The 24,408-nt window shown below is 72.4% G+C and carries 9 protein-coding genes; 7 read left to right on the top strand and 2 right to left on the bottom strand.

The features are described 5' to 3' along the window. Positions 1-45: 45 nt before the first annotated feature. Positions 46-1,071, bottom strand: a complete 1,026-nt coding sequence (locus AB0F81_RS03555; RefSeq protein ID WP_360190303.1) for a glycoside hydrolase family 11 protein — start codon at positions 1,069-1,071, stop codon at positions 46-48. A 325-nt stretch (positions 1,072-1,396) separates the two neighbouring features. On the opposite strand from AB0F81_RS03555, the gene AB0F81_RS03550 reads away from it, so the two are divergent. From AB0F81_RS03550 to AB0F81_RS03525, 6 genes are all read left to right on the top strand, one after another. Beyond that, positions 1,397-2,236: a hypothetical protein gene (locus AB0F81_RS03550; protein WP_360190300.1), complete on the top strand. Its 840-nt coding sequence runs from the start codon at positions 1,397-1,399 to the stop codon at positions 2,234-2,236. Then, on the top strand, positions 2,223-2,618 hold the full coding sequence (locus tag AB0F81_RS03545) for a DUF2750 domain-containing protein (RefSeq protein ID WP_360190295.1): 396 nt from the start codon (positions 2,223-2,225) through the stop codon (positions 2,616-2,618). Before AB0F81_RS03550 ends, AB0F81_RS03545 begins: the two co-directional genes overlap by 14 nt. A gap of 85 nt (positions 2,619-2,703) precedes the next feature. Beyond that, positions 2,704-9,759 (top strand): SpvB/TcaC N-terminal domain-containing protein, encoded by a 7,056-nt coding sequence (locus AB0F81_RS03540; protein WP_360190292.1) that lies wholly within the window; start codon positions 2,704-2,706, stop codon positions 9,757-9,759. 11 nt (positions 9,760-9,770) lie between these two features. Then, a complete protein-coding gene (locus AB0F81_RS03535) occupies positions 9,771-16,421 on the top strand; it encodes a neuraminidase-like domain-containing protein (protein ID WP_360190288.1) in 6,651 nt (2,216 codons plus the stop codon). Next, positions 16,418-19,609 (top strand): hypothetical protein, encoded by a 3,192-nt coding sequence (locus tag AB0F81_RS03530; protein WP_360190285.1) that lies wholly within the window; start codon positions 16,418-16,420, stop codon positions 19,607-19,609. The genes AB0F81_RS03535 and AB0F81_RS03530 overlap by 4 nt, the downstream gene beginning before the upstream one ends. A 615-nt stretch (positions 19,610-20,224) precedes the next feature. After that, positions 20,225-23,089, top strand: a complete 2,865-nt coding sequence (locus AB0F81_RS03525; protein WP_360190282.1) for a discoidin domain-containing protein — start codon at positions 20,225-20,227, stop codon at positions 23,087-23,089. 17 nt (positions 23,090-23,106) lie between these two features. Here the strand turns inward: AB0F81_RS03525 and AB0F81_RS03520 are convergent, their stop codons facing one another. Beyond that, positions 23,107-23,865, bottom strand: a complete 759-nt coding sequence (locus tag AB0F81_RS03520) for a helix-turn-helix transcriptional regulator (protein WP_360190279.1) — start codon at positions 23,863-23,865, stop codon at positions 23,107-23,109. An 86-nt stretch (positions 23,866-23,951) separates the two neighbouring features. Between AB0F81_RS03520 and AB0F81_RS03515 the strand changes: the two genes are divergently transcribed. Then, the gene (locus tag AB0F81_RS03515) at positions 23,952-24,341 is read left to right on the top strand and encodes a nuclear transport factor 2 family protein (protein ID WP_360190276.1); all 390 of its coding nucleotides are present in this window, start codon (positions 23,952-23,954) and stop codon (positions 24,339-24,341) included. The last annotated feature ends 67 nt before the right edge of the window (positions 24,342-24,408 follow it).

Genomic DNA, 24,408 nt, shown 5'->3' with positions numbered 1-24,408 from the left:
GCGCGGCGGACGAGCCGCCGCGCCACAGGTGAGTTCGGATCGGGATCAGCTGGTACGACAGGTGACCGTCGGCCAGGTCCAGTTGCCGTTCGCCATGATCGTCACGCCGAAGTTGTTGCCGCTGCCGTTCGGTCTGGCGGTGACGGTTCCGGTCGTGCCGCTGACGGCGGCGTTCCAGCTGTTCTGAATGCTCTGACCCCCGTTCAGGGTGAGGGTCACGGTCCAGTTGCTGGTGTTCTGCACCGCGACGTTGAGGTTGAACCGGTCACCGAACTGCTGGCCGGCCGAGAGCACCGCGGTGCAGTTGCTGCCGCCGGGGTTCTGGGTCGGGCCGGTGGTCGGCGTGGTGGGGCCGCTGCCTTCGCGGACGGTGATGTCGGAGCTGCCCTGACTCTGGTAACCCTCGGTCGCCATGATCTGGTAGCTGTGGTTGGTGCCGAGGTTCAGCCCGGCGCGGGCCCACGCGTCGAAGTGGTTGGCGATGGTGATGGTGCCGCTGCTGCGCTTCTGCTGCCGCACGCTCCAGAACTGGTAGAACGTGGCGGTGCCGTCGATCGACGGCTGGTTGACCCGCTGGCTGCGCAGGATGTCGTAGGTGCCGCCGTCGGTGGTCACCGTCCCCATCCGGGTGGCGCCGCTACTCGGGTTGTAGCTGCCGAAGTTCTCGACGATGTAGTACTCGATGAGCGGGTTGCGGGTCCATCCGTACAGGGCGAGGTAGGTGTTGTTGTTGCCCGGGTTGTAGGTGCCCGAGTAGGTCACCGTCCGCCGGGTGCCGGTGGCCCAGCCCTTGCCGCCGACCCAGTTGTTGGTGCTGCGGTCCCAGCTGCTGGTGTACCGGCCGTCGGCACGCAGCGTCATGCTCGCGTTGCCGCTGTCCTTCCAGAACGAGAAGTAGTAGCCGTTGTGGGTGCCGGTGGTGTTCGAGCTGACGGTGCGGTCGGCCTCGGCGTGCGCGGTGCCGGCCAGGGTCACTCCGGTGATCGCCATCGCCAGGGCGGAGAAGGCGGCGGCGAGCAGGCGGACACGGCCGCGTCTGCGGCGTTGGGGGTGAGCGAGATCTGCGGTCATGTGAGTGCTTCCTCCTCATGAAGGGCTGACGGGGAAACAGCCCCACGGGGCACGACGACCACATCGGTCCTCGTTGCGGGGGACGCCGGCCATCGAGGCCGGTCATTGCGAGATCGTGGCCCGACCGCCGTAGCCTTGTCAACAACTTCCGGAAACATTGCGTAAATACCGAAGTTGATCTTCAGTGGGCGCGCGGCCATATAAAACCAGCTCAGCTTGGAGTTTCACCAAGAAAGACGCTTCGCTACGTGCGCCAGCGCGGGAAACATCGGAATGAATACCGGGAGTATCGCCGAAACTTTCGGAATCCCACTAGGGTATGCCGGTGACATTGCTGTTGAAACTCGTGCTGGCGCCGTTGCTGGTCGTCGGCTCGTCGCTGGCGGGCCGGCGCTGGGGAGAGCGGCTGGCCGGCGTGCTGGTGGCCTTCCCGATCGTCGCCGGCCCGATCCTGCTGATCACCGCCCTCGAGCACGGGACCCGGTTCGGCGCGCGGGCGGCCTCCGCGTCGCTGCTCGGGCTGGTGTCGCTGGCGGTGTTCGTGGTCGCCTTCGCCTACGCCGGCCGCCGCTGGAACTGGCTCGGATCGCTGACCGCCGCGTGGGCGGCGACCGTGGTGGCCGACGTCCTGCTGGCTCAGGTCACGGTCGGCGCCGCCGGAGGTCTCCTGGCGGTGCTGGTGGCGGTGGGCATCGCGCATCGCCTGGTGGCCGCGCTGGATCAGGGCGTCACGGCCGGCGCGCCGGCGGTGGCGCCCTGGTGGGACCTGCCCGGCCGGGCGGCGGCCACCGCCGCGCTGGTGCTGACGATCACCGGGATCTCCACCGCGGTCGGCCCGGTGGTGACCGGCATCCTGGCGCCGTTCCCGATCGCGACGAGCGTGGTCGTCGCCTTCGTGCTGGCCCAGCAGGGCCCGGCGGCCGCGGTGCGCACACTGGCCGGTGTCACCCGCGGCCTGGCCGGCTTCGCGGCCTTCTGCTTCCTGCTCGCGATCCTGCTCGTCCCGGCCGGCATCCCGTGGTCGTTCACCGCGGCCGTCGCCGGGGCTCTCGTCGTGCAGCTGGCCTGGCGGCAGCGGTCGCCGCAGGCCCGGCGCGAGGTGACCGATACGATCGCCGCAGACGCATCGGGCAGGAAAAATCGGAGGTCAAGTGGCACGGGATGACATCTCGCGTGGCCAGGCGGAGCGACTTCGCGGGCTGGACGAGGCGGCCCGCGCGGCCAAGACGTTCGAGATCCTCGCCGACCGGGGCGCGCTCTGGGTGTGGGGCGACGAGGACGAGATCCTGTTCAGCGAGAACGGGGAACGCCGGACCGTGCTGCCGATCTGGCCGCACGCCACGGTGGCCCGGCTGGAGAACGAGGGTGAGGTCTCCGGCGAGCACGCCATCCGGATCCCGATCGACGCGTTCCTCAACGAGTGGCTGCCGCAGCTGGCCGAGGACGACGCCGACATCGCGCTCTTCCCGGTCGAGGACCGCAACGCGGCGGTCCTCACCCTCGCCGAGTTCCGCTCACGGATGACCGCCGCACTGCGCCTGAACTGACCGTTGTCGGAAAGCCGATGGCTGGCGGCCTTGAGCAGGGCGGGCGCACAGGTCGAGCATCGATCCCATACCTCGGAGGTCTGGGATGGCGGCACGGCGGGAGGCGCCCAGCGCGCCGGCAGGGAGCATCGGCGGCGGCTTCACCCCGCCGGTCCCCCGGCCGGCCGCCCCGGCCGTCAGCCTTCCGCCGGCGGGCGGCGCGATCCGCGGCATCGGCGAGACCTTCGGCACCGATCCGTTCACCGGCACCGCCGGCCTGACCGTGCCGATCGCCACCAGCCCGGGCCGGGCGGGGTTCGGGCCGGCGCTGACGCTGGCGTACGACTCGGGGTTCGGCAACGGCTCGTTCGGGGTCGGCTGGGCGCTGTCGGTGCCGGCCGTCTCCCGGCGCACCGACCGGGGGCTGCCCCGCTACGACGACACGGACGTCTTCCTGCTCTCCGGGGCCGAGGACCTGGTTGCGGTGCTGGAGCCGGACGGCGCCGGTGGCTGGCGGCCCGTCACCGCGATCGAGCCGCCGCACGCGCCCGGGTTCCGCATCGACCGGTTCCGGCCGCGCACCGAGGGTCTGTTCGCCCGGATCGAACGCTGGACCAGGCTGGCCGACGGGGACGTGCACTGGCGCTCGACCAGCCGGGACAACGTCACCCACCGTTACGGTGAGCACCCGGCCGAGCGGATCGCCGACCCGGCGGACCCGGGGCGGGTCTTCTCCTGGCTGCTGTGCCGCAGTGACGACAACCTGGGCAACGCGATCGTCTACGAATACCTGGCCGAGAGCGACGACGGCGTCGATGTCACCCGGGCCTGCGAACGGCACCGCAGTTCCCTGCAGCGCACCGCCAACCGCTATCTGAAGCGAATCCGTTACGGCAACCGGGTCTCCACCCGGATCGCGCCGGACCCCGATCCGGACGGCTGGCTCTTCGAGGTGGTGCTCGACTACGGCGATCCCCCCGCGGCACGGGCGCATCCGTTCTCGTCGTACCGTGCCGGGTTCGAGATCCGCACCTACCGGCTGTGCCGGCGGGTTCAGGTCTTTCACCACATGCCCGAGGAGCTGGCGGTCGGCGCCGGCTGCCTGGTCCGGGCGACCGAGTTCGGCTACGCCGACCGGGGCGCGGCCGGCGAGTTCCTCACCTCGGTCACCCAGCGCGGTTACCGGCGTGACGGGAGCGGCGGCTATCGCGACGCGGCGATGCCGCCGCTGGAGTTCAGTTACAGCTCCGGTGAGCTGCGCGCCGAGGTGCACGAGATCGACCCGGACAGTGTCGCGAATCTGCCCGCGGGTTCGGCCGCCGCCGGGCACCGGTGGGTGGACCTGGACGGCGACGGGATCGCCGGCGTGCTCGCCACCGGCCCGGACGCCTGGTACTACACGCCGAACCTGGGCGGCGGGCGACTGGGCGCGACGCGCGAGGTCCCGGGGATGCCGTCTCCCGCGGTGTCCACGCCGGCCCGGCCCCGGCTGCTCGACCTGGACGGCGACGGCCGGCTGGAGGTCGTCACCGGCGAGGGGCGGCTGACCCGGACCGCCGGCGCCGGGTGGGAGCCGTGGCAGCCGTTCCCCTTCCCGCCGCCGGTCGACCTGGACGCCCCGCACGTCACGCTGGTCGACGTGGACGGTGACGGGGTCGCCGACATCCTCGTCCTGGAGGGCGACAGCCTCACCTGGTATCCGTCCGCCCGATCCGACGGGTTCGGGGCCGGCGTCACGCTGCCGACCGCGGCGGACGACGACGCGGGGCCGCGGCTGGTGCTGTCCGGCCGGTCGTCCTCGGTGCACCTGGCCGACATGTCCGGTGACGGGCTGGCCGATCTGGTCCGGATCGGCAACGGCGAGGTCAGCTACTACCCGAATCTGGGGTACGGGCGGTTCGGCGCGCGGGTCGCCATGGACGGCGCGCCGTGGTTCGACAGCGCGGAACTGTTCGACCCGGCGCGGCTACGGCTGGCCGACGTCGACGGGTCCGGCGTCACCGACATCCTCTACCTGGCACGGGACGGGGTGCGGATCCACCTCAACGACGGCGGGAACGGCCTGGTCCCGTACGGAGATCTGCCGGGACTGCCGTCGCCGCAGGCGACCGAGAGCGCTGAGACGGTCGACCTGCTGGGAACCGGCACCACCTGCCTGGTCTGGTCGTCGTCGCACCCGGACGACGCGGGACGGTCGCTGCGCTACGCCGATCTGACCGGCGGGGTGAAACCGCACCTGCTGGAGCGGGTGGTCAACAATCTGGGCGCCGAGACCGCCATCGGGTACGCGCCGTCCACCCGGTTCTGCCTGGCCGACGCGGCGGCCGGCCGGCCGTGGCAGACCCGGCTGCCGTTCCCGGTGCAGCTGGTGGAACGGGTGGAGACCCTGGACCGGATCAGCGGGAACCGGTTGGTGCGCCGGTTCGCCTACCACGACGGGTTCTTCGACGGGATCGACCGGGAGTTCCGCGGGTTCGGGATGACCGAGCAGTGGGACGCCGAGGAGCTGTCCGGATCGGACGTGCCGCCGGTGCTGACCCGCACCTGGGCGCACACCGGCGCGTTCACCGGCGGGCAGGCGATGCCGGAGACCGTGCTGCTGACCGACGGCTCCCGGCTGCCACACGAGCCGGAGACCGGCGAACTGCGCGAGGCCTACCGGGCGTTGCGCGGCGCGCCGCTGCGGCAGGAGGTGTACGGCCTCGACGGGTCGGCCGGGCAGGACCTGCCCTACACGGTGACGACCACGTCGTACGCGGTGGAGCTCCTGCAACCGGCCGCCGGGCAGCGGCATGCGGTCTGCCTGCGCCGCCCGCTGGAGACCGTGACGGAGTCCCACGAGCGGGCGCTGGTCCCCGATCCGCGCGTCGGCCACGAGGTGGTTCTCGACGTGGACGGGTTCGGCAACGTGATGCGCGGCATCTCGGTGGTCCATCCGCGGCGCGAGCCGGGGGCCGATCTGGATGCGCGGCTACCGGCCTGGGCGGCGGACGCGGTCCGCGCGGCGCAGGGCACACCGACGGCCGTGGTCACCACCAACCGGTTCACCAACGCGGTCGACGACGGGCCGGCGTACCGGGCTCCGGTGATCGCCGAGTCGCACGCCGAGGAACTCACCGGGGTGGAGACCGCGCCGCTGACCGTGACGGAGCTCCGGGCGCTCGCCGACGGCGCCGGCCGGCGCACCGTCCGCCGGTCGCGGGTGCGCTACCGCGCCGACGACCTGTCCGGGCCGCTGCCGGTGGGCGTGCAGCAGTCGCTCGGCCTGCCGTATCGCAGCGAGCAGCTGGTTCTCACCGACGAGCTGGTGGGCACGCTGCCACTGAGTGACCCGGCGGCGGTGCTGGGCGGCGAGTGCGGATATCTGCCCGATGACGACGGATGGTGGGCGCCGTCCGGGCAGGCGGTGTTCGGCTCGTCAACTTTCCTGCTGCCGGAGGGTTTCACCGACCCGTACGGCAACGCCAGCACGCTCGAACGCGACCGGTACGAGCTGCTGCCGGTGGCGGTCACCGACCCGCTCGGGAACACGGTGACCGTGGTCAACGACTACCGGGTGCTCGCGCCGGCCCGGCTCACCGACCCGAACGGCGCGGTCTCCGAGGCGCTGTTCGACGCGCTCGGCATGGTCGCCGCGACCGCCCGGCGGGGCCGGCCCGGCGATCCGCGCGGCTCGGCGCTGGACGGCGTCGACCCCGACCTGGACGACGCCACGGTGGCGGCGTACCTGGCCGATCCGGTGGGCGCCGCGGCGGAGCTGCTCGGTGCGGCCGGCAGCCGCATCGTCCACGACCTGTTCGCCTACGCCCGGAGCGGCGCTGACCCGCCGGTGGCCGCGACGCTCGTCCGCGAGTCGTACGACGCCGGCGACACCCGGATCGGGCAGGCGCTGACGTACTCGGACGGGTTCGGCCGGGTGCTGCAGACCAAAGCGCCGGTGGCCGGCGGCTGGGTGGCGTCCGGCTGGACGATCGTGAACAACAAGGGCCTGCCGGTGCGGCAGTACGAGCCGTTCTTCACCGCCACCCACCGCTTCGAGGCGGACGTGCGGGCCGGGGTCAGCCCGATCATCTGCTACGACCCGCTGGGCCGGGTGGCGGCGACGGTGAACCCGGACCACAGCTGGGCGAAGGCGGTGCACAGCGCCTGGCGGCGGGAGTCCTGGGACGGCTGCGACACCGTGCTGATCGCCGACCCGCGCACCGACCCCGACGTCGGCGGCCACCTGGCCCGCCTGCCGGCCGGCGACGTGCTGCCCACCTGGCTCGCCGGCCACGCCACCGATCCGGCGGCGGCCGCGCACGCCGGCACCCCGGAACAGGCCTACCTGGACCCGGTCGGCCGGGTGATCCTCACGGTGGCGCACAACGACGTGCTGCAGCCGACCCTGACGGTGCTGGACGTGGAGGGCAACCCGCGGGAGGTCGTCGACGCGCTGGGCCGGCCGGCCGCGGGCTACGACTACGACCTGGCCGGTCGGGTGCTGCACACGGCGAGCCTCGACGCCGGCGAGCGGTGGACGCTCAGCGACGTCACCGGGCAGCCGCGGTACGCCTGGAACAGCCGCGGGCTGCGGCACCGGTTCACCTACGACGCCCTGCTGCGCCCGACCGGGACCTATCTCGGCGAGACGCTGGTCGCCACGACGGAGTACGGCGAGTCGCTGGACCGCACGCTGGCGGCCGCGGGCTATCTGCTCGGCCGGGCGCACCTGGTCAGCGACGGCGCGGGCACGGTCACCACGGAGGCCTACGACTTCGCCGGCAACCCGGTCACCGTGGCCCGGCGGCTGCTCGCCGATCCGGCGGCGGAGCCCGACTGGTCCGGGCCGGTGGCGCTCGGCGACGAGTCGTTCACCACGGTGACGGCCTACGACGCCCTCGAAAGGCCGGTGCTGACCACGGCGCCGGACGGTTCCCGGGTGCGCCCGGGCTACGACGAGCGCGGCCTGCTCACCACGGTGGACGTGGCGCTCGGCGACGGCGGCTGGGAACCCTACGTCACGGGGATCCGCTACAGCGCGAAGGGCCGGCGGGAGCGGATCTCCTACGGCAACGGCGCGGTGACCGACTACGACTACGACCGGCTGACGCTGCGGCTGACCGCGATGCGCACGGTGCGGGCGGGCCAGCCGGTACAGGACCTGGCGTACCGCTATGACGCGGTCGGCAACGTGGTGCGGATCGCCGACGCGGCGCAGCCGACGGTGTTCTTCCGCAACACGGTGGTCGAGGCGAGCGCGGACTACACCTACGACGCGATCTATCAGCTGGTCGCGGCCTCCGGGCGGGAACACCTCGGGCAACTGGGCGCGCCGGGACCGTACGACACCGGCGCGGCCGGCCACGACCAGCCGGGCGACGGGCTCGCGATGGGCCGCTACACCGAGACCTACGAGTACGACGCGGCCGGCAACCTCCTGACCATGCGGCACCTCGGGTCCGACCCGGCGCACCCCGGCTGGACCCGCGAATACGCCTACGCCGCCGGGAACCGGCTGGAACCCCATTCGTACGACGACCACGGCTCCATGACCGCGATGCCGCACCTGCCGCTGCTGGTGTGGGACCACGCCGACCGGCTGCGGGCGACCGCCCAGCAGGTGGTGACCGCCGGGCTCCCGGAGACCACCTGGTACGGCTACGACGGCGGCGGGCAGCGGGTCCGCTGGGTGACCCTGCGCTCGGCGGCCCCGGAGCAGCAGCCGACCCGCAAGTGCGAGCGGATCTACCTCGGCGGCTTCGAGGTCTACCGCGAGTACGACGGCGCCGGCACCACCGTGACCCTGGAGCGGGTGTCCCTGTCGGTGCTGGACGGGACGCACCGGATCGCCCTGACCGAGCGGCGAACCGTCGGCGACGACGGCACCGCCGAACTGCTGGTCCGGTTCCAGCTGGGCAACCATCTCGGGTCGGCGTGCCTGGAACTCGACGCCGCCGGGACGGTCATCTCGTACGAGGAGTACCACCCGTACGGTTCGACGGCCTACCAGGCCACCGACCGCTCGGTGCGGGCCGCCACCAAGCGGTACCGCTTCACCGGCATGGAACGCGACGAGTCCACCGGGCTCGCCTATCACTCGGCCCGCTACTACGCCCCGTGGCTGGGCCGCTGGATCTCCGCCGACCCCGAGCTGCACCGGGCGCCGGCCCGGTCCGGTTACGCCTACTGCGCCAACAACCCGGTCGGCTATCTGGACGTCGGGGGCCGGGCGGAGTTCCCGTTCGACCGCGCCACCCTGACCGGGATGACGGCCGACGAGGTGGCGGCCGAGTTGCTCGCCCGGGGATGGCCGCAGCTGACGACGGTGGCCGACGACGTGGGAGGAACCGTTCGCTGGGTGTTCCAGGATCCGGACCAGGAGTACTTCGTCAAGATCGAGGCGCGGGCCGCCGAGCGGGTGAACATGACCACCGACGCGGGCCCCCGGCTGAGCCTGCTCAAGGACGATCCGCGGTTCGATCAATCGCCGGAGTTCCAGGAACTCCAGGAGCGCAGCCGGACCAGCCGCAAGCCGATCAGCCCCAAGGACCGGCGCATCGCCCGGGAGGACTGGGGCCGCCGGCCCAAGACGTACGTCGACCGAACCGGAACCGTTCTCGCCGGCCCCGATGCGGCCGCTCTCGGGCACTCGACGCTGTCCGGGCACCCGAACCCGTTGCCGACCGACGAAGCGGTCGAGGCGGCCGAGCAGGCCCGGCGAGCCGCCCTGGCCGCTCAACGGCGCGGACCGGGCGGTAGACGGGGTACCGCCACCGTCGGGACGATGCTCTTCATCGCCGTGGCGCTGGGCGGCTACGTCTACTACCTCCACGATGTCGGCAGCCTGCGGGAAGGGGCCGTGCGCAGCGCGGAGTTCGGTGCGTCCCTGGGCGCCGGCGTGCTCGCGGAGCGGCTCCTCGGTACGGCCGTGGTGGCACCGCTCGCCTTCGTGTCCCTGCCGAGCGACAACCCCGACATCGCGCTGCAGAACGAGCAGAGCGCCGTCGCGATGGATCTGCTGGAGCACCACTTCCCCGGATCCGTGCGCAGCTTCCTCGGGGTCAGATACGTCCCCACCGACAAACTCGAGCTTTTCCAGCAGGCAACGGACCTGATCCGCAACACCCAGCCGATGTCCGCCGAGGAGTTCTCCGACTACATCCAGCACACCGAGCCGTGACGGAGACCACGATGGACCCGACCCGACCTGACCAGACCCCGGCCGCCATCGCCGGGAAGGTCCACCTGGAGTACGGCGGACCGGCGGCGGACCGCACCCTGCGTGCGTACCGCAAGGGCTTCGGCGGGGTGACCACCCGCATCGGTGAGACCAGCACGGGCGGAGACGGCAGCTACCGCCTGGAACTGCCGCCGCAGGGCCCGCTCAACCTGGAACTGCGGATGGTGCAGGCGGGCGGCGCCGAGGTCACCCTCACCGACACCCTGTTCGGCGTCCGGCCCGGCGACGTGATCAACGTGGTCGCGCCGACCGCCGTGCAACCGCCCCCGACCGAGCACGGCCGGCTGCTCACCGACACGAAACGGCACCTGGCCGGGCAGCCGCTGGGCGCCGCCCGGCAGACCGCCGACCAGCCGGACCTGACCCTGCTGCAGGAGAACACCGGCTGGGACGCGCGCCTGGTCGCCCTGGCCGCGACCGCCGACCACGTGGCCGCCGACACCGGTCTGGACCCCGCCGCCGCGTACGCCCTGGTCCGCGCCGGCCTGCCGGGCGACCCGGCCGGGCTCGCCGGTGTCGCGCCGCAGGCCGTCGACCGCGCGCTGACCGCGACCGCGACAGCCGGCATCGTCGACCTCGACGAACCGGCCCGGCGGCAGGCCGTCGCCGCCTTCACCGGCTTCGCCCGGGCCCACCGGCTCGCCGCCACCGCGCCCGGCGCCCTCTCCAGCCAGCGCGACATGCTCGCCGCCGCCGACCTGACCGACAACCAGGCCGCCGCGTTCGACGACATCGAGGCCACGATCGCGCACACCGGCGGCGCCCCCGACGACCTCTGGACCGCGGCCGCCGAGGCGGATCTGCCGGTCGACACCCTCAAACTGGTCGGCCGGCTCGGCCGGCTCACGCTCAACAACGCGCCGCTGACCCGCCGGCTGCTGCGCACGCTGAAGAGCAACCACCTCGGCCCGGCGCTGGTCTCGCTCAACCTGCACCAGCCGCGGGCCTGGGAGAGAGCGGTCCGGGCCGCCGCCGACAGCGCCGAGGTCGCCGTCGGCGACCTGGTCCCGCCGGCGTTCCCCGGGCTCGCCGCCTATGCCGCCGACATGGCCCGCAAGGTCCGGATCAGCTTCCCCACCAATGTGGTCGCGTCCGCCGTCGCCACCGGCCGGCTGACGCTGGCCGACGTCGACGACACGGTCCGGCACCACACCGCCACCGTCCTCGACCGGGCGGCCGCGCTCGACCTGCAACTCGGCCGCACGCCGGTCTCCGCGATGCTGCACGAGCACGGCACCGCCCTGCTCGACGGCATCCCGGCCGGCCAGCGCGACGCGGTCACCGCGACGATCCGCACGCTGCATCGCGTCTACCAGATCAGCCCCACCGACGAGGCGATGGCGGCGCTGCTCGACGCGGACCTGCGGTCCGCTCACGACGTCACCGCGATGCCGCTGCGCACCTTCCTCGCTCGCCACGGCGAGCGGTTCGCCTCCGCCGCCGAGGCCACCCGGACGTACGCCAAGGCGCAGCAGGTCGCCGGCGCCGCCCTGACCACCGTCACCGCGGCCCGCCAGCTCGCCGCCGCACCGCCGGTCTTCGCCCTTTCCGGTACGGGGGCCGCCGCCCACCGGGCCGGTCAGGACCGGCTGGTCGAGACGTTCCCGACGATGGAGCAGCTCTTCGGCAGCCAGGACTTCTGCACCTGCGACCACTGCCGCTCGGTGCTCGGCCCGGCCGCCTACCTGGTCGACCTGCTGCACTTCCTCGACCCGCCGGCCGGCACCCTGCCGAGCGGTGCGAAAGCCCCGTTCGAGGTGCTCGACGCCCGCCGCCCCGACCTCGCCGAGCTCCCGCTGACCTGCGAGAACACCAACACGGTGCTGCCCTACATCGACCTGGTCAACGAGATCTGCGAGTACTACGTCGCGCACGGCCGGCTCACCACCGGCGCGGTCCGCGACACCGGCGACGCGCTCTCCGCCGATCTGGTCGCCGAGCCACAGTTCCTCATCCCGCAGGCGTACGACGAACTGCGCCGCGCCGTGCACCCGATGACCCTCCCCTTCGACCTGTGGCTGGAGACCGTCCGCAGGCTGCTGGACCACTTCGGCACCCCGCTGTGGCAGGTGCTCGAGACGTTCCGCCGCAGCGACGAGCTCTATCCACGCGGCCGCCACCGCTACGGCCTGGCCGCCGTCGCGATCGAACGCCTCGGCCTCTCCCCCGCCGAGCACGACCTGCTCACCGCCGCCGACCAGCAGGCGCACTGGCACGAGCTCTACGGCTACCGCCCCGCCGACGAGGCGAAGGCCCTGGCCGAGCTGCCGAACGCCGTGACGCTCGCCCGCCGGCTCGGCGTCTCCTACCGGGACCTGCTGCTCCTGGTCACCAGCCGGTTCGTGAACCCGGAGCTCGCCGCCGTCACCGCCCTGCCGAAGTTCGGCCTGGCCCTGTCCGATCTGCTGCGCTACCGGGGCGCCGCCGGGCACGCGCCGATGACCGAGGACGAGCGGGCCGCGTTCGAGGCCGCCCTGGAGCCGGCCGGTGGCCCCGCCGCCCTCGACGCCGTCCTGGCCCCGGCACACCTGGCCCGCATGCTGGTGCTCGCCGACCCGTCCGGCAGCGTGGGCTTCGAGACGACCGTGCTGCAGTACGCCGACGGCCGCCCCGCCGACCCGATCGCGTTCCTGCTCCTCGACCACCTGGTCCGGGTGTGGCGGCGTACCGGCTGGACGCTCGCTGAGACCGACCGGGCGCTGACCGCCTTCCTGCCCACCGATCCCGATCCGCGCACCGGCGCCACGATCGGCCCGGCGCTGGCGAGCGCGCTGCTCGGCGCCGCCCGTCTCGGCGCCCTCACCGAGACCCTGCCCGGTGACCGCACCGAGCTGCTGGAACTGTGGACCGACCTGACCCCGCAGCGCTACGCCGCGCTGTTCCTCGTGCCGGGCACCCCACCGGTCGACCCGGCCGTGTTCGACCAGCCGCTCGGCCGCTATCTGGAACACCTCGACGGCAGCGCCTGGCGGCCGTTCCGCTGGCGGCCGGAGGTGCCCGAGGACCCGGCCACCGGCAACGTCAGCCTGGCCACGCACGCCGGCACCGTGCAGGGCGCGCTCGGGCTGGCCGCCACCGACCTCACCGCGATCCTCGCCGACGCCGGGACCAGCCTGGAGGCCGCGCCGCTGAGCCTGGCGACGGTGTCGCTGCTGCACCGGTACGCGGTGCTGGCCCGCCGGCTGAAGCTGACCGTCCCGGACCTGATCGCGTTGCGGCAACTGGCCGGCGTCGACCCGTTCACCCCGCCGCCACCGGGTCCGGTCACCGTGATCGCCGACGACCACGCGGCGGTCACCGTCACGTTCGCCGAGACCGTCACCGCCGTACGCTCGGCCGGGCTCGCCGTGGCCGACCTGGACTACCTGCTGCGCCACCGCTACGACCCGGCCGGCCCGTTCGCCCCGGTCGCCGCGCCGCCGCTGGAGCTGATCCGGGCGCTGGCCGTGGAGATCGACCGGATCGGCGCCGAGCACGCTGATCCCGCCGACCCGAGCGCGCTCGGCGACGACGAGCTGCGCCAGAAAATGGCCCTGGTGCTGCCCGCCGACACCGTCGACACGTTCTTCGGCATGTGGACCGCGACCATCACCTACGACGCGGTGCTCACCCAGATCGCCGAGGGCGACGCCCTGGACCCGGCGCTGGTCGCGGACCAGCCGTCGATCAGCCTCCGCTACGACCCGGTGCGCGGCGAGCAGCACCTGCTCCGCACCGGCGTGCTGCTGCGCGCGGAGAAGGAACGGCTGCTGCGCGCCTTCGGCGGGACCGCCGACGAGCTGGCCCGCTACCGGGAGCTGCTCGACTCGGTGCAGGCCACGGCGCAGGGCTTCTTCGACGCCGTCCTGCTGGCGCCGGTCGGGTTCCTGGCCGCGGCCGACTTCGCGACGCTGTTCGCCCCGGCGCCGGTCCGCGACGACGCGGCGGCCCGGCAGCTGCTGCTCGGCGCGTTCCTGCCGTTCCTGCGCGACCGGCTGATCGACAACGCGATCGTCGCCGGTGTCCTCGGGGTGTTCACCGCCGAGTTCGCCGACAGCGAAGCCCTGGTGACCGCGATCCTGGACGGGCCGGCGCTCACCGCGTACCGGGCGGCGGGCGACCGCGGTGTCACCGTCGCCGCGGACGCGGCGGCGCAGACCGCGTCCGTCGAGGCCTACCTGGAGGTGCCCACCGCCGGGACCTACCGGTTCGCGGTGGCCTGCGAGCGTGCCGGCACCACGGTCGAGCTGCGCTTCGACCACCTGCCCGACGCGGTGCTGCTGAGCACCACCACGCAGGACGGCCAGCAGCCGGGCACCGCCGTCGAGCTGCTGCCCGGCATCACCTACCACCTGGTCGTCACGGCCACCGGGACCTCCGGCGGCGCGGTCGAGGTGCGGGTGCTCGGTGAGAACCTGCCGGAGGGCCCGCTGGACCGGCTGATCTGCCGGCCCGCGGAGGCGGTGGAGCGGGTCCGGCGCGCGCACGTCCGGCTGGACAAGGCGCTGCGGCTGTGCGCCGCGGCCGGGCTCACCGAGCCGGAGCTGCGTCACCTGCTGACCCATCCGGACGACTTCGGCGGCCTCGACCTGGCCGCCTTCCCGGTGACCGCGGCCGAGGACCGCCCGCGCCTGGCCACCGCGCTGTTCGGGCAGGTCCGGCGGCTGCTCGACCTGGCCGCGCTGCGCACCGCGATCGGCGCGCTGCCCGGCGAGCTGACGGACCTGTTCGCCCACGCCCGGCAGACGTACGCCGCGGACCTCGCCCCGGAGACCGCCACGGAAACGCTGCTGGCCGACGTACGCTCGCGGGTCGCCGTGCTCACCCGCCGCGAGGAGACCGTGATCGCCGAGGCGTTCGACCGCCTCGGGATCGGCGCCGTGGCGACCGGGACCGGCGCTGCCGTGCCGGCGCTGACCAGCGAGATCGGTCTCGGCCGGCTGTGGACCGTGCTCGCCCTGGCCACCCGGATCGGGATCTCCCCGGCCGCGCTGGCCGACTCGGCCGTCCCGGAGCCGGACGCCGCCGTGGCCCGGCGGCTGCGCGACGCGGTGCGGGCCGGCTACGACGCGGACGGCTGGCGCCGCGTCGCCCAGCCGATCTTCGACACCCTCCGGCAGCGCCGCCGCGACGCCCTGGTCGCCTGGATCATGCAGCACGAGGGCCTCACCCTGCCGGACCAGCTCTACGAGTTCTTCCTGATCGACCCGGCCACCGAACCGGTCGTGCACACCTCCCGGCTGCGGCTGGCGATCTCCGCGGTGCAGCTGTTCGTCCAGCGCTGCCTGCTCAACCTGGAACCGGACGTGCCCGCGTCGCTGATCGACGCCGAGCGGTGGCAGTGGATGAAGCGGTACCGGCTGTGGGAGGCCAACCGCAAGATCTTCCTGTGGCCGGAGAACTGGCTGGAACCGGAGTTCCGCGATGACAAGAGCCACCTGTTCGACGGCCTGGAGAGCACCCTGCTGGCCGGCGACGTCACCGAGGAACTCGTCGAGGAGGCGCTCTTCGCCTATCTGCGCGGGCTGGAACCGCTGGCCCGCCTGGACATCCGCTCGATCCACCGGGACCCGTCCGACGACACCGTGCACGTCGTCGGCCGCACCTTCGCCGCCCCGTACGCCTACTTCTACCGCACCTACCGCCACGGCATGTGGACGCCGTGGGTGCCGGTGACCACGCAGATCGACGGGGACCACCTGGTCGCGGCGATGTGGCGGGACCGGCTGCACCTGTTCTGGGTGACCTTCGTGGAACACTCCGACGCCAGCACGCCGTCGGGCAGCATCGAGGACCTGGCCGAATCGTCCGCCGACGAGTTGCGCGCCACCCGGATCGTCGACGTGCAACTGCACTGGACCGAGTACCACCAGGACACCTGGACCGAGCCGACCAGCGGCGGCCTGTCCACCCCGGTCAGCACCGAGGTCGGCCCGAACTGGTCGGCGGCCGACCAGTCGGTCCACGTGAGCGCGTCCGGTGACGCCCTGCTCATCCACCTGAACTGCCAGTTCATCGACTCGATCAACCTGTCCTTCCTGCTGGAGAACAAGAACAGCCCGCCGCTGCGCGGTGCCCACGAGAAGCCGCCGGTGCCGCCCTACACGACATGGAGCGTGAAGATCGAGGGCACGCCGTCACCGCCCATCGACAACCCGTTCTGGATCCGCTACGTCGACCGGGTAACCACGGTGAACGGGGTGACCACGAAGGACACCGTCACCGCGCACATCCTCGACATCGGTTCGGACTGGACGCTGTGCACCCTCGACAACCCGGTCACCGGCGCCGGCGCCGAGGTCGCGGGACTGACCGCGCCGTTCTTCTACGCCGACGGCGAGCACACCTTCTACGTCGAGCCGACGCTGACCGAGACCAGCCTGCCGTCCGCCGACGGGTGGGTGATCCCCGCAATCACCGCGAACCTGACCTACGACACCGACACGTACTGGGACGGGCTCGACCTGCACGGCCAGGTCGCGGCCGCCGCCGACGGCGCCATCGGCACGCTGTCGCCGGCCGCCCGCTTCACCGTCACCCCGCCCGCCGACTGGGCCACAGCGACGGCCTCCACCATCAGCTACCAGGGCGTGCCGGTCCCTGGGAAGGGAGCCCGGTCATGATCGCCTTCCACCACGGAATCGACCTGGCGACGCCGGCCACCATCGAACGGATCCGCGAGCGCGCGCTCAGCTATTCCTTCCACACGCATTTCCATCCGTACGTCGGCGAGCTGGTGCACCGGCTGGTGACCGGCTCGATCGGCGGCCTGCAGGCGACCGACACCGAGGACGCCCTGACCCGACCGCTGATGACCAACCGCGAGTACCGGCCGACCACCCTGGTCACCGAGCCGTACCCGGTGGCCGACCTGGACTTCAGCACGTCCGGCGCCTACGCCGTCTACAACTGGGAGCTGTTCTTCCACGTGCCGCTCACCGTGGCGATGCATCTGAGCCGCAACGGCCGCTACGAGGAGGCGCAGCGCTGGTTCCACTACGTCTTCGACCCGTACGACGACAGCGACGGCCCGACCCCGGACCGGTTCTGGAAGGTCAAGCCGTTCCGCACCACCGACGTCGAGTCGATCACCGAGATCCTCACGAACCTGTCCACCGGCGCCGACCCGGTGCTGCTCGCCGACACCGTGAACGCGATCGCGGCCTGGGCGGACCAGCCGTTCGCGCCGCACGTGGTGGCCCGGTACCGGCCGAGCGCGTACATGACCAAGACCGTGATGGCCTACCTGGACAACCTGATCGCCTGGGGCGACTCGCTGTTCCGGCAGGACACCGGCGAGGCGATCAACGAGGCCACCCAGCTGTACGTGCTGGCCGCGAACCTGCTCGGGCCACGGCCGGAGGAGGTGCCGCCGAAGGGGCAGCAGGTGACGCAGACGTACCGCAGCCTGCGCGCCGACCTGGACGCGTTCTCCAACGCCATCCGGGAGATCGAGGACGACCTGCCGTTCGACCTGGCGCCCGCACCGGCCCCGGTGCCGGACGAGGCCCCGCTGTCCACGCTGACCGGCATCGGCTCGGCGCTCTACTTCTGTGTTCCGCGCAACAGCACCCTGCTGGGGTACTGGGACACCGTCGCCGACCGGCTCTTCAAGATCCGCAACAGCCTGACCATCGAGGGCGTGTTCCGGCAGCTGCCGCTCTTCGAGCCGCCGATCGACCCGGGCATGCTGGCGCGGGCCGCGGCGGCCGGGCTGAACGTCGCCGCGGTGGTGAGCGGTCTCAACCAGCCGCTGCCACTGGTGCGGTTCCGTGCCCTGGTGGCGAAGGCGGGCCGGCTCTGCCAGGAGGTGCGCACCCTCGGCGGGCAGCTGCTCTCGGCGATCGAGAAGAAGGACGCCGAGACCCTCACGGTGCTGCGGGCCCGGCAGGAACGGCACATGCTCGAACTGGCCGAGGTGGTCAAGTACGAGGCCTGGCAGGAGACGATCAAGTCCCGGGAGGCGCTGGAAGCCTCGCTGGCGAACTCCTACCAGCGGTTCCGCCACTATCAGCGGCTGCTCGGCGCCGAGGCGTCGGCGCTCGCCCCGCCGGAGCTGGGCCCGCTCGACGTCGACGCCCTGAACAGCGGCCGGTTCTCCGCCACCGAACCGGTGACCGAGCCGGCGGACGCCGCGATCGAGCCGGCGCGGACCGCGCCCGACGCCGCGGCCGGGCACAGCCTGACGCCGGAGGAGGCGCAGGAACTCCAGTTCCTCATCTACGCGCAGGACTGGACCGACAAGGCCGGCGCCCGCGAGGGGACCGCCGCGATCCTCGGCGTCATCCCGTCGTTCAGCGGCAACATCGAACCGTTCGGCATCGGCATGACCATGACCTTCGGGGGCAGCAACCTCGCCACGATCGCGTCGGCGACCGCCTCGGAGGCCCGCAGCCAGGCCAGCGGCATGTCGTTCAACGCCGGACAGTCCGCCCGCATCGCCGGGTACGACCGGCGCGAACAGGACTGGACCCTGCAGAGCACCGTCGCCGCCGGCGAGATGAACGCGACGCTCAAGCAGTTGCGCGCCGCGCAGATCCGCGAGGCGATGGCCGAGCGCGACTACACCAACCACCAGCAGCAGATCCGCGACGCGGCCGACATCGAGCGGTTCCTCACCGACTCGCGCACCGGCAAGACCAGCAACGAGGCGTTCTACCTCTGGCTCAAACGCGAGACCCGCGGCCTCTACGGGCGGTGCTTCCAGCTCGCGTACGACACCGCCCGCAAGGCCGAACGCGCGCTGCAGCACGAGCTCGGCGACCCGAACCGGACCTTCCTGCGCTACGACTACCGCGGCGGCAAGCAGGAACTGCTGGCCGGCGAGCAGCTCTACCTCGACGTGACCCGGATGGAGCTGGCCTACGACGACCTCAACCGCCGCGAGTACGAGCTGACCAAGCACGTCTCGCTGCGCCAGCTGGACCCGCGAGCGCTGATCGAGCTGCGCACCACCGGCCAGTGCACGATCGACGTCGGCGAGGCCACGTTCGACCTGGACGCGCCCGGGCACTTCTTCCGCCGGCTGCGCGGCGCCTCCCTGACCATTCCGTGCGTGACCGGCCCCTACGCCGGGGTGAACTGCACGCTGACCCTGCTGTCCAGCTCGGTGCGGACCAGCCCGTCGCTGACCGACGGCTACGACCGGGTGTCCGCCGACGACAGCCGGTTCAGCGACTACTACGGCGGCGTCCAGTCGATCGTCACCAGCTCGGCCAGCTCGGACAGCGGTCTCTTCGACGGCGGCGCCGGCGACGACCGCTACCTGCCGTTCGAGGGCTCCGGAGCGGTCAGCCAGTGGCGGCTCGAGCTGCCCGCGGACGTCCCCCAGTTCGATCACGACACGATCACCGACGTGGTGCTGCACCTGCGTTACACGGCCCGCGAGGGCGGCCTCGCGCTGCGCACGGCCGCGGTCGCGGCCCTGCAGGCGCGCATCGCCGCGGCCTCGGCACTCGGTTCGACCAGGCTCCTTTCGGTACGGCACGAGTTCCCGACCGAGTGGGCCCGGTTCACGGCCGCGACGCTGCCCGCACCGCTGACCCTCACGTTGCGCGAGGAGCACTACCCGTACTGGGCCCGGCTCACCGCCGACCGGGTGCTGCACGAGGTGGAGCTGTTCGCCTCAGCCGGCGACACCGACATCACCGTCTCCGGCACGACCCTGCGCACCGATCCGAGCGTCGGCGGCCTGCGCAGCGGCCGCCTGCCCGCGCCGCTGCCCCCGGCGATCGGCACCTGGACCCTCGACTTCGACGACAACACCCTCACCGATCTATGGGTCGCCCTCACCTGGGGCGCGGCCCCCTAGCGCTCCGGCATCTCCCGCGCCTCCCAACAACGCCGACAGGTCGCACGCCCCTGACGGCTGTACGTCAGTGCTGTCTGCCGCCCCGAAAAGCAGCACCCACCGCCAGCCACCCCACCCAGCTGACCGTGAGCGTCGCGTTCCGGCCCGCGAAGCAGCACTCGCTGGCAGCCGCGCCAACCGGCTGACCGTGAGCGTCGCGTCCCGGCCCGGCCCGCCGCGCCCGCTGGCAGCCGCGCCAACCGGCTGACCGTGAGCGTCGCGTCCCGGCCCGGCCCGCCGCGCCCGCTGGCAGCCGCGCCAACCGGCTGACGGTGAGCGTCGTGTCCTGCCCCGCTTCGTAGGGCCTTACGGGTGAAGTCGCCATTCGGCTGCAACCGCCGCTAACTCGCCAACCGTGCGGATCGGGCCGCCCGATTTCGGCTCGTCGGCCGGATTCACGGGCTCTCGCCCCACCCGGCTGCCGCACCCTAAACGCTCCTCCGATGCCTGTCACCCCACCGTTCGTCGATGGCAGGACATAGGCAAACGGTATTGGCTTCTTTCCAGCCAATACATCGGAGGCAATCTATGCGCAAACGTGGTGGGTGGTGGGCCCGCACGGGGGCCACACTGGTCATGTGTTTGATCATGGGCGTGGCGGTGGCGTTGCACCAGCCCGCACCGGCCGTACCGCCGGCGGATCCACACGCCGGCCACATCATGCCGAGGGCGGTTCCGGTCGCGGTGACGACGCCGATGCCGCTGCCGCGCACCGGATGGGTGGTGACCGCCGACAGTGGACAGTCATCGGCCGCCCGGGTGCTCGACGGCGACCCCGCGACCTCGTGGGTCAGCGGGACCACCGCGCTGCCGCACCGGCTGGCGCTGGACACCGGCAACCGGGTCGCGGTCAGCGGCCTGACCTACCTGCCGCGGTCCGGCACCGCTGACGGCCGGATCGGTCAGTACCGGGTCGAGATCAGTGACAACGGCACCACCTGGAGCACGCCGGTGGCGACCGGCACCTTCGCCGACGACGCCGCCCTCAAGACCGTCTCGTTCACCACGGTGATCACCCGGCACGTCCGGCTGGTCGCGGTCACCGAGGCGGGTGGGCGCAGCACCCGCTCGGCGGCGGCCGAGATCAACCTGCTCGGCGGCACCGACCCGGCCCTGCCGCGCACCGGCTGGACCGCCGCGGCCGACAGCCAGGAGACGGCAGCCGCGAACAACGCCGCCGCGAACGCCCTGGACGGCAACACCGCGTCGATCTGGCACACCGCGTGGAGCGCCGCGCCGGTGCCCCCGCTGCCGCACACGTTCACCGTCGACATGAAGGTCACCAACCTGGTGTCCGGGTTGAGCTACCTGCCCCGGCAGGACGGCAGCCGCAACGGGCTGATCGGCCAGTACCGCGTCGAGACCAGCACGGACGGCGCCACCTGGGCGCCGGTCGCGGCGACCGGCGCGTTCGTCGACAGCGCCACCGCGCAGACCGTCACCTTCAACCCGGCGCTGGCGCGGTACGTCCGGATCACCGCGCTCACCGAGGCCGGCAACCGCGGACCGTGGAGCAGCGCCGCCGAGATCAACCTGCTCGGCCGGGCCGATCCCACGCTGGCCCGGACCGGCTGGACGGTGGCGACCGACAGCGAGGAGACGGCGCAGGAGAACGGCCGCGCGGTCAACGTGCTGGACGGCAACGCCACCACGATCTGGCACAGCGCCTGGAGCGCCGCGCCGGTGCCCCCGCTGCCGCACACCCTCACCGTCGACCTGACGAGCTCCGTACTGGTCGGGGGTCTGGCCTATCTGCCGCGCCCCGCGCCGGGCGCGAACGGCCGGATCGGCCGCTACCGGATCGCGACCTCGACGGACGGGACCACCTGGACCGACCGGGTGACCGACGGCGCGTTCGCGGACAGCCCGGCCCGGCAGACGGTGATCTTCCCGCCCGCGCAGGCCCGTTACGTACGGCTCACCGCGGTCACCGAGGCCGGCACCCGCGGCCCGTGGAGCAGCGCCGCCGAGATCGACCTGCTCGGGCCGAGCGGCTCCGTCGTACCGAAACGGGGTGTGTGGAGCGCGCCGGTCGGCTTCCCGCTGGTGCCGGTGGCCGCCGCCCAGCTGCCCAACGGCAAGATTTTGACCTGGTCGGCGTTCCGGCCGGACGCGTTCAGCGGCGGCACCGGGCAGACGCTGACCGCGACCTACGACCCGGCGACCGGCGTGGTCACCCAGCGCACCGTCACCGAGACCGGCCACGACATGTTCTGCCCCGGCATCTCCACCCTGCCGGACGGCCGGATCCTGGTGACCGGCGGCAACAACAGCGAGAAGACCAGCATCTACGACCCGGCCACCGATGCCTGGACGGCCGGGCCGAACATGCGGACACCGCGCGGATACCAGTCGAGCACCACGCTCGGTGACGGCCGGGTCTTCACCATCGGCGGGTCGTGGAGCGGCGGCTGGGGCGGCTACAACGGCAGCCCGCACAAGGCCGGCGAGGTGTGGTCGGCCGCGACCGGCTGGACCGCGCTGCCCGGCGCGGACGCCGCCCCGATGCTCACCAACGACGCCAACCCGAACGGCGACTACCGCAAGGACAACCACACCTGGCTGTTCGCCTGGTCCGGTGGCCGGGTCCTGCAGGCCGGCCCGAGCAGGGCGATGAACTGGTACTCCACCAGCGGCACCGGCGCGGTGAGCCCGGCCGGGACGCGCGGCGACGACACCGACGCGATGAACGGCAACGCCGTCATGTACGACACCGGCAAGATCCTCACGGTGGGCGGGGCGCCGAACTACGAGAACAACAACGCCACGGCGAACGCGTACGTGCTGACCGTCGACGGGACCACGGTGACCACCCGCAAGGTCGCGCCGATGGCGAACACCCGCGCCTTCCACAACAGCGTGGTGCTGCCGGACGGCAAGGTCGCCGTGTTCGGCGGGCAGAACTATCCGGTGCCGTTCTCCGACAACACCTCGGTGCTCAGCGCCGAACTGTTCGACCCGGCGACCAACTCGTTCAGCACGATGTCGTCGGCGGCGATCCCCCGGACGTATCACAGCGTCGCGCTGCTGATGCCGGACGCCCGGGTCTTCACCGGCGGTGGCGGGCTCTGCGGCACGGGCTGCGCCACGAACCACTTCGACGCGGAGTTCTTCACCCCGCCGTACCTGCTCACCGAGGACGGCAAGCCGGCCGCCCGGCCGGCGATCACCACCGCGCCGGCCTCCGCCGCCAACGGCGCGACCATCACGGTGAGCACGGACAAGGCGGTCACTTCCTTCGCAATCGTACGGATGGGCACCGCCACCCACAGCGTCAACACCGACCAGCGCCGTCTCTCCCTGACGCCGACGGCGGTGACCGGTGGTTACCGGCTGACCATCCCGGCCGACCCGGGCGTGGCCCTGCCGGGTTACTGGATGCTGTTCGCCCTGGACGCCAAGGGCGTGCCCAGCGTGGCGAAGACCATCCGCATCGGCTGACCGGGGCGCCGCCTGCTTCACGGCTTCGTGAAGTAGGCGGCGCTCTCCTCGTCGGCCGGGTAGTAGGACTCGATCGCCACCTCGTCGAGCGTGATGTCCATCGGGGTGCCGAACGTGGTGATCGTGGAGAACAGCCGTAACTCCCGGCCGTCGACGCGCAGGATCATCGGGATCACGACGTCGGTCTCGATCCGTGGACCGTCGCCGGGCTCGGGTGCCAGCAGTTCCTCGTACAGCGCGGTGAGCTCCGGGTCGGGGGCGGCGGCGAGCTGACGGCCGATCCGGTTGCGGAACACCGCGCGCACGTCGGCGAGGTTGGCGACCATCGGGGCGAAGCCGCGCGGGTCCAGGCCCAGCCGCACCAGGTTGACCGGCGGCCGCAGCAGCTCGGGGTCCACCCGCGCGAAGAACGGGCGGACCGCGCGGTTGGTCATCACGATGTTCCACCGGCGGTCGAAGACCAGCGCCGGATAGGGCTCGTGCGCCCGCAGAACCCTGCGGACCGCGTCCCGGGCCGCCGACAGGGCCGTGTCGCCGAGCGGCCGTTCGGGGTATCGGGGCGCGAAGCCGGCCGCGAGCAGCAGCCGGTTGCGGTCACGCAGCGGCACGTGGAGCTGCTCGGCGAGGCGCAGGATCATGTCGGCGCTCGGCCGGGACTTCCCGGTCTCGACCAGGCTGACGTGGCGGGCCGAGACGTCCGCCGCGATGGCCAGGTCGAGCTGGCTGATGCCGCGCCGCTGCCGCCATTGGCGCAGGAGTTCCCCGACCGTGAGCACGATCGTGAAGCGTACGCATCGGCGGGCCGTCCGCAATGAAATCCGATGTCATCGACAGCCGCCGCCGCCGCGGAAACACTGCGTCCATGACAACCGACAACAAGGTCATCGTCCAGCGGGCGCTGGCCGGGCTCATCGAGACCGGCGACGTCGAAGCGCTCGCCCGCGTCCTCAGCGAGGATTTCGTCCACCACCGGCCGGGCTCCGCCGGAGCGCCCAAGGCCGAATGGCTGGCCGCGGTGCGCGCCGCGCTGGCTCCGATCGCCGGCATGCAGGTCGAGATCCACCACCTGGTGGCCGACGACGATCACGTTGTCATGCACTCGCGGCGCTGGCTCCCCGACGGCGGCCCGGAGATCACCGTCGTGGACGTCTGGCGCCTCGAGGACGGCCTGATCACCGAAGCCTGGGAGATCATCGAGCCTACCGCCCAGGCCACCGCCAACCTGACGTGGTGGAACCCCGCGCGGCCGTGATTTCGCACTTCATGCGCTCAGATCCACTGACTTACGTCAATCCTTCGGCCGGAATCGTCTAGGTGGC

The organism is Actinoplanes sp. NPDC024001, assembly GCF_040638955.1.
GTDB lineage: Bacteria > Actinomycetota > Actinomycetes > Mycobacteriales > Micromonosporaceae > Actinoplanes.
The sequence above is the reverse complement of the archived record's forward strand: the minus strand, read 5'-3'. Positions and strand labels throughout refer to the sequence as shown.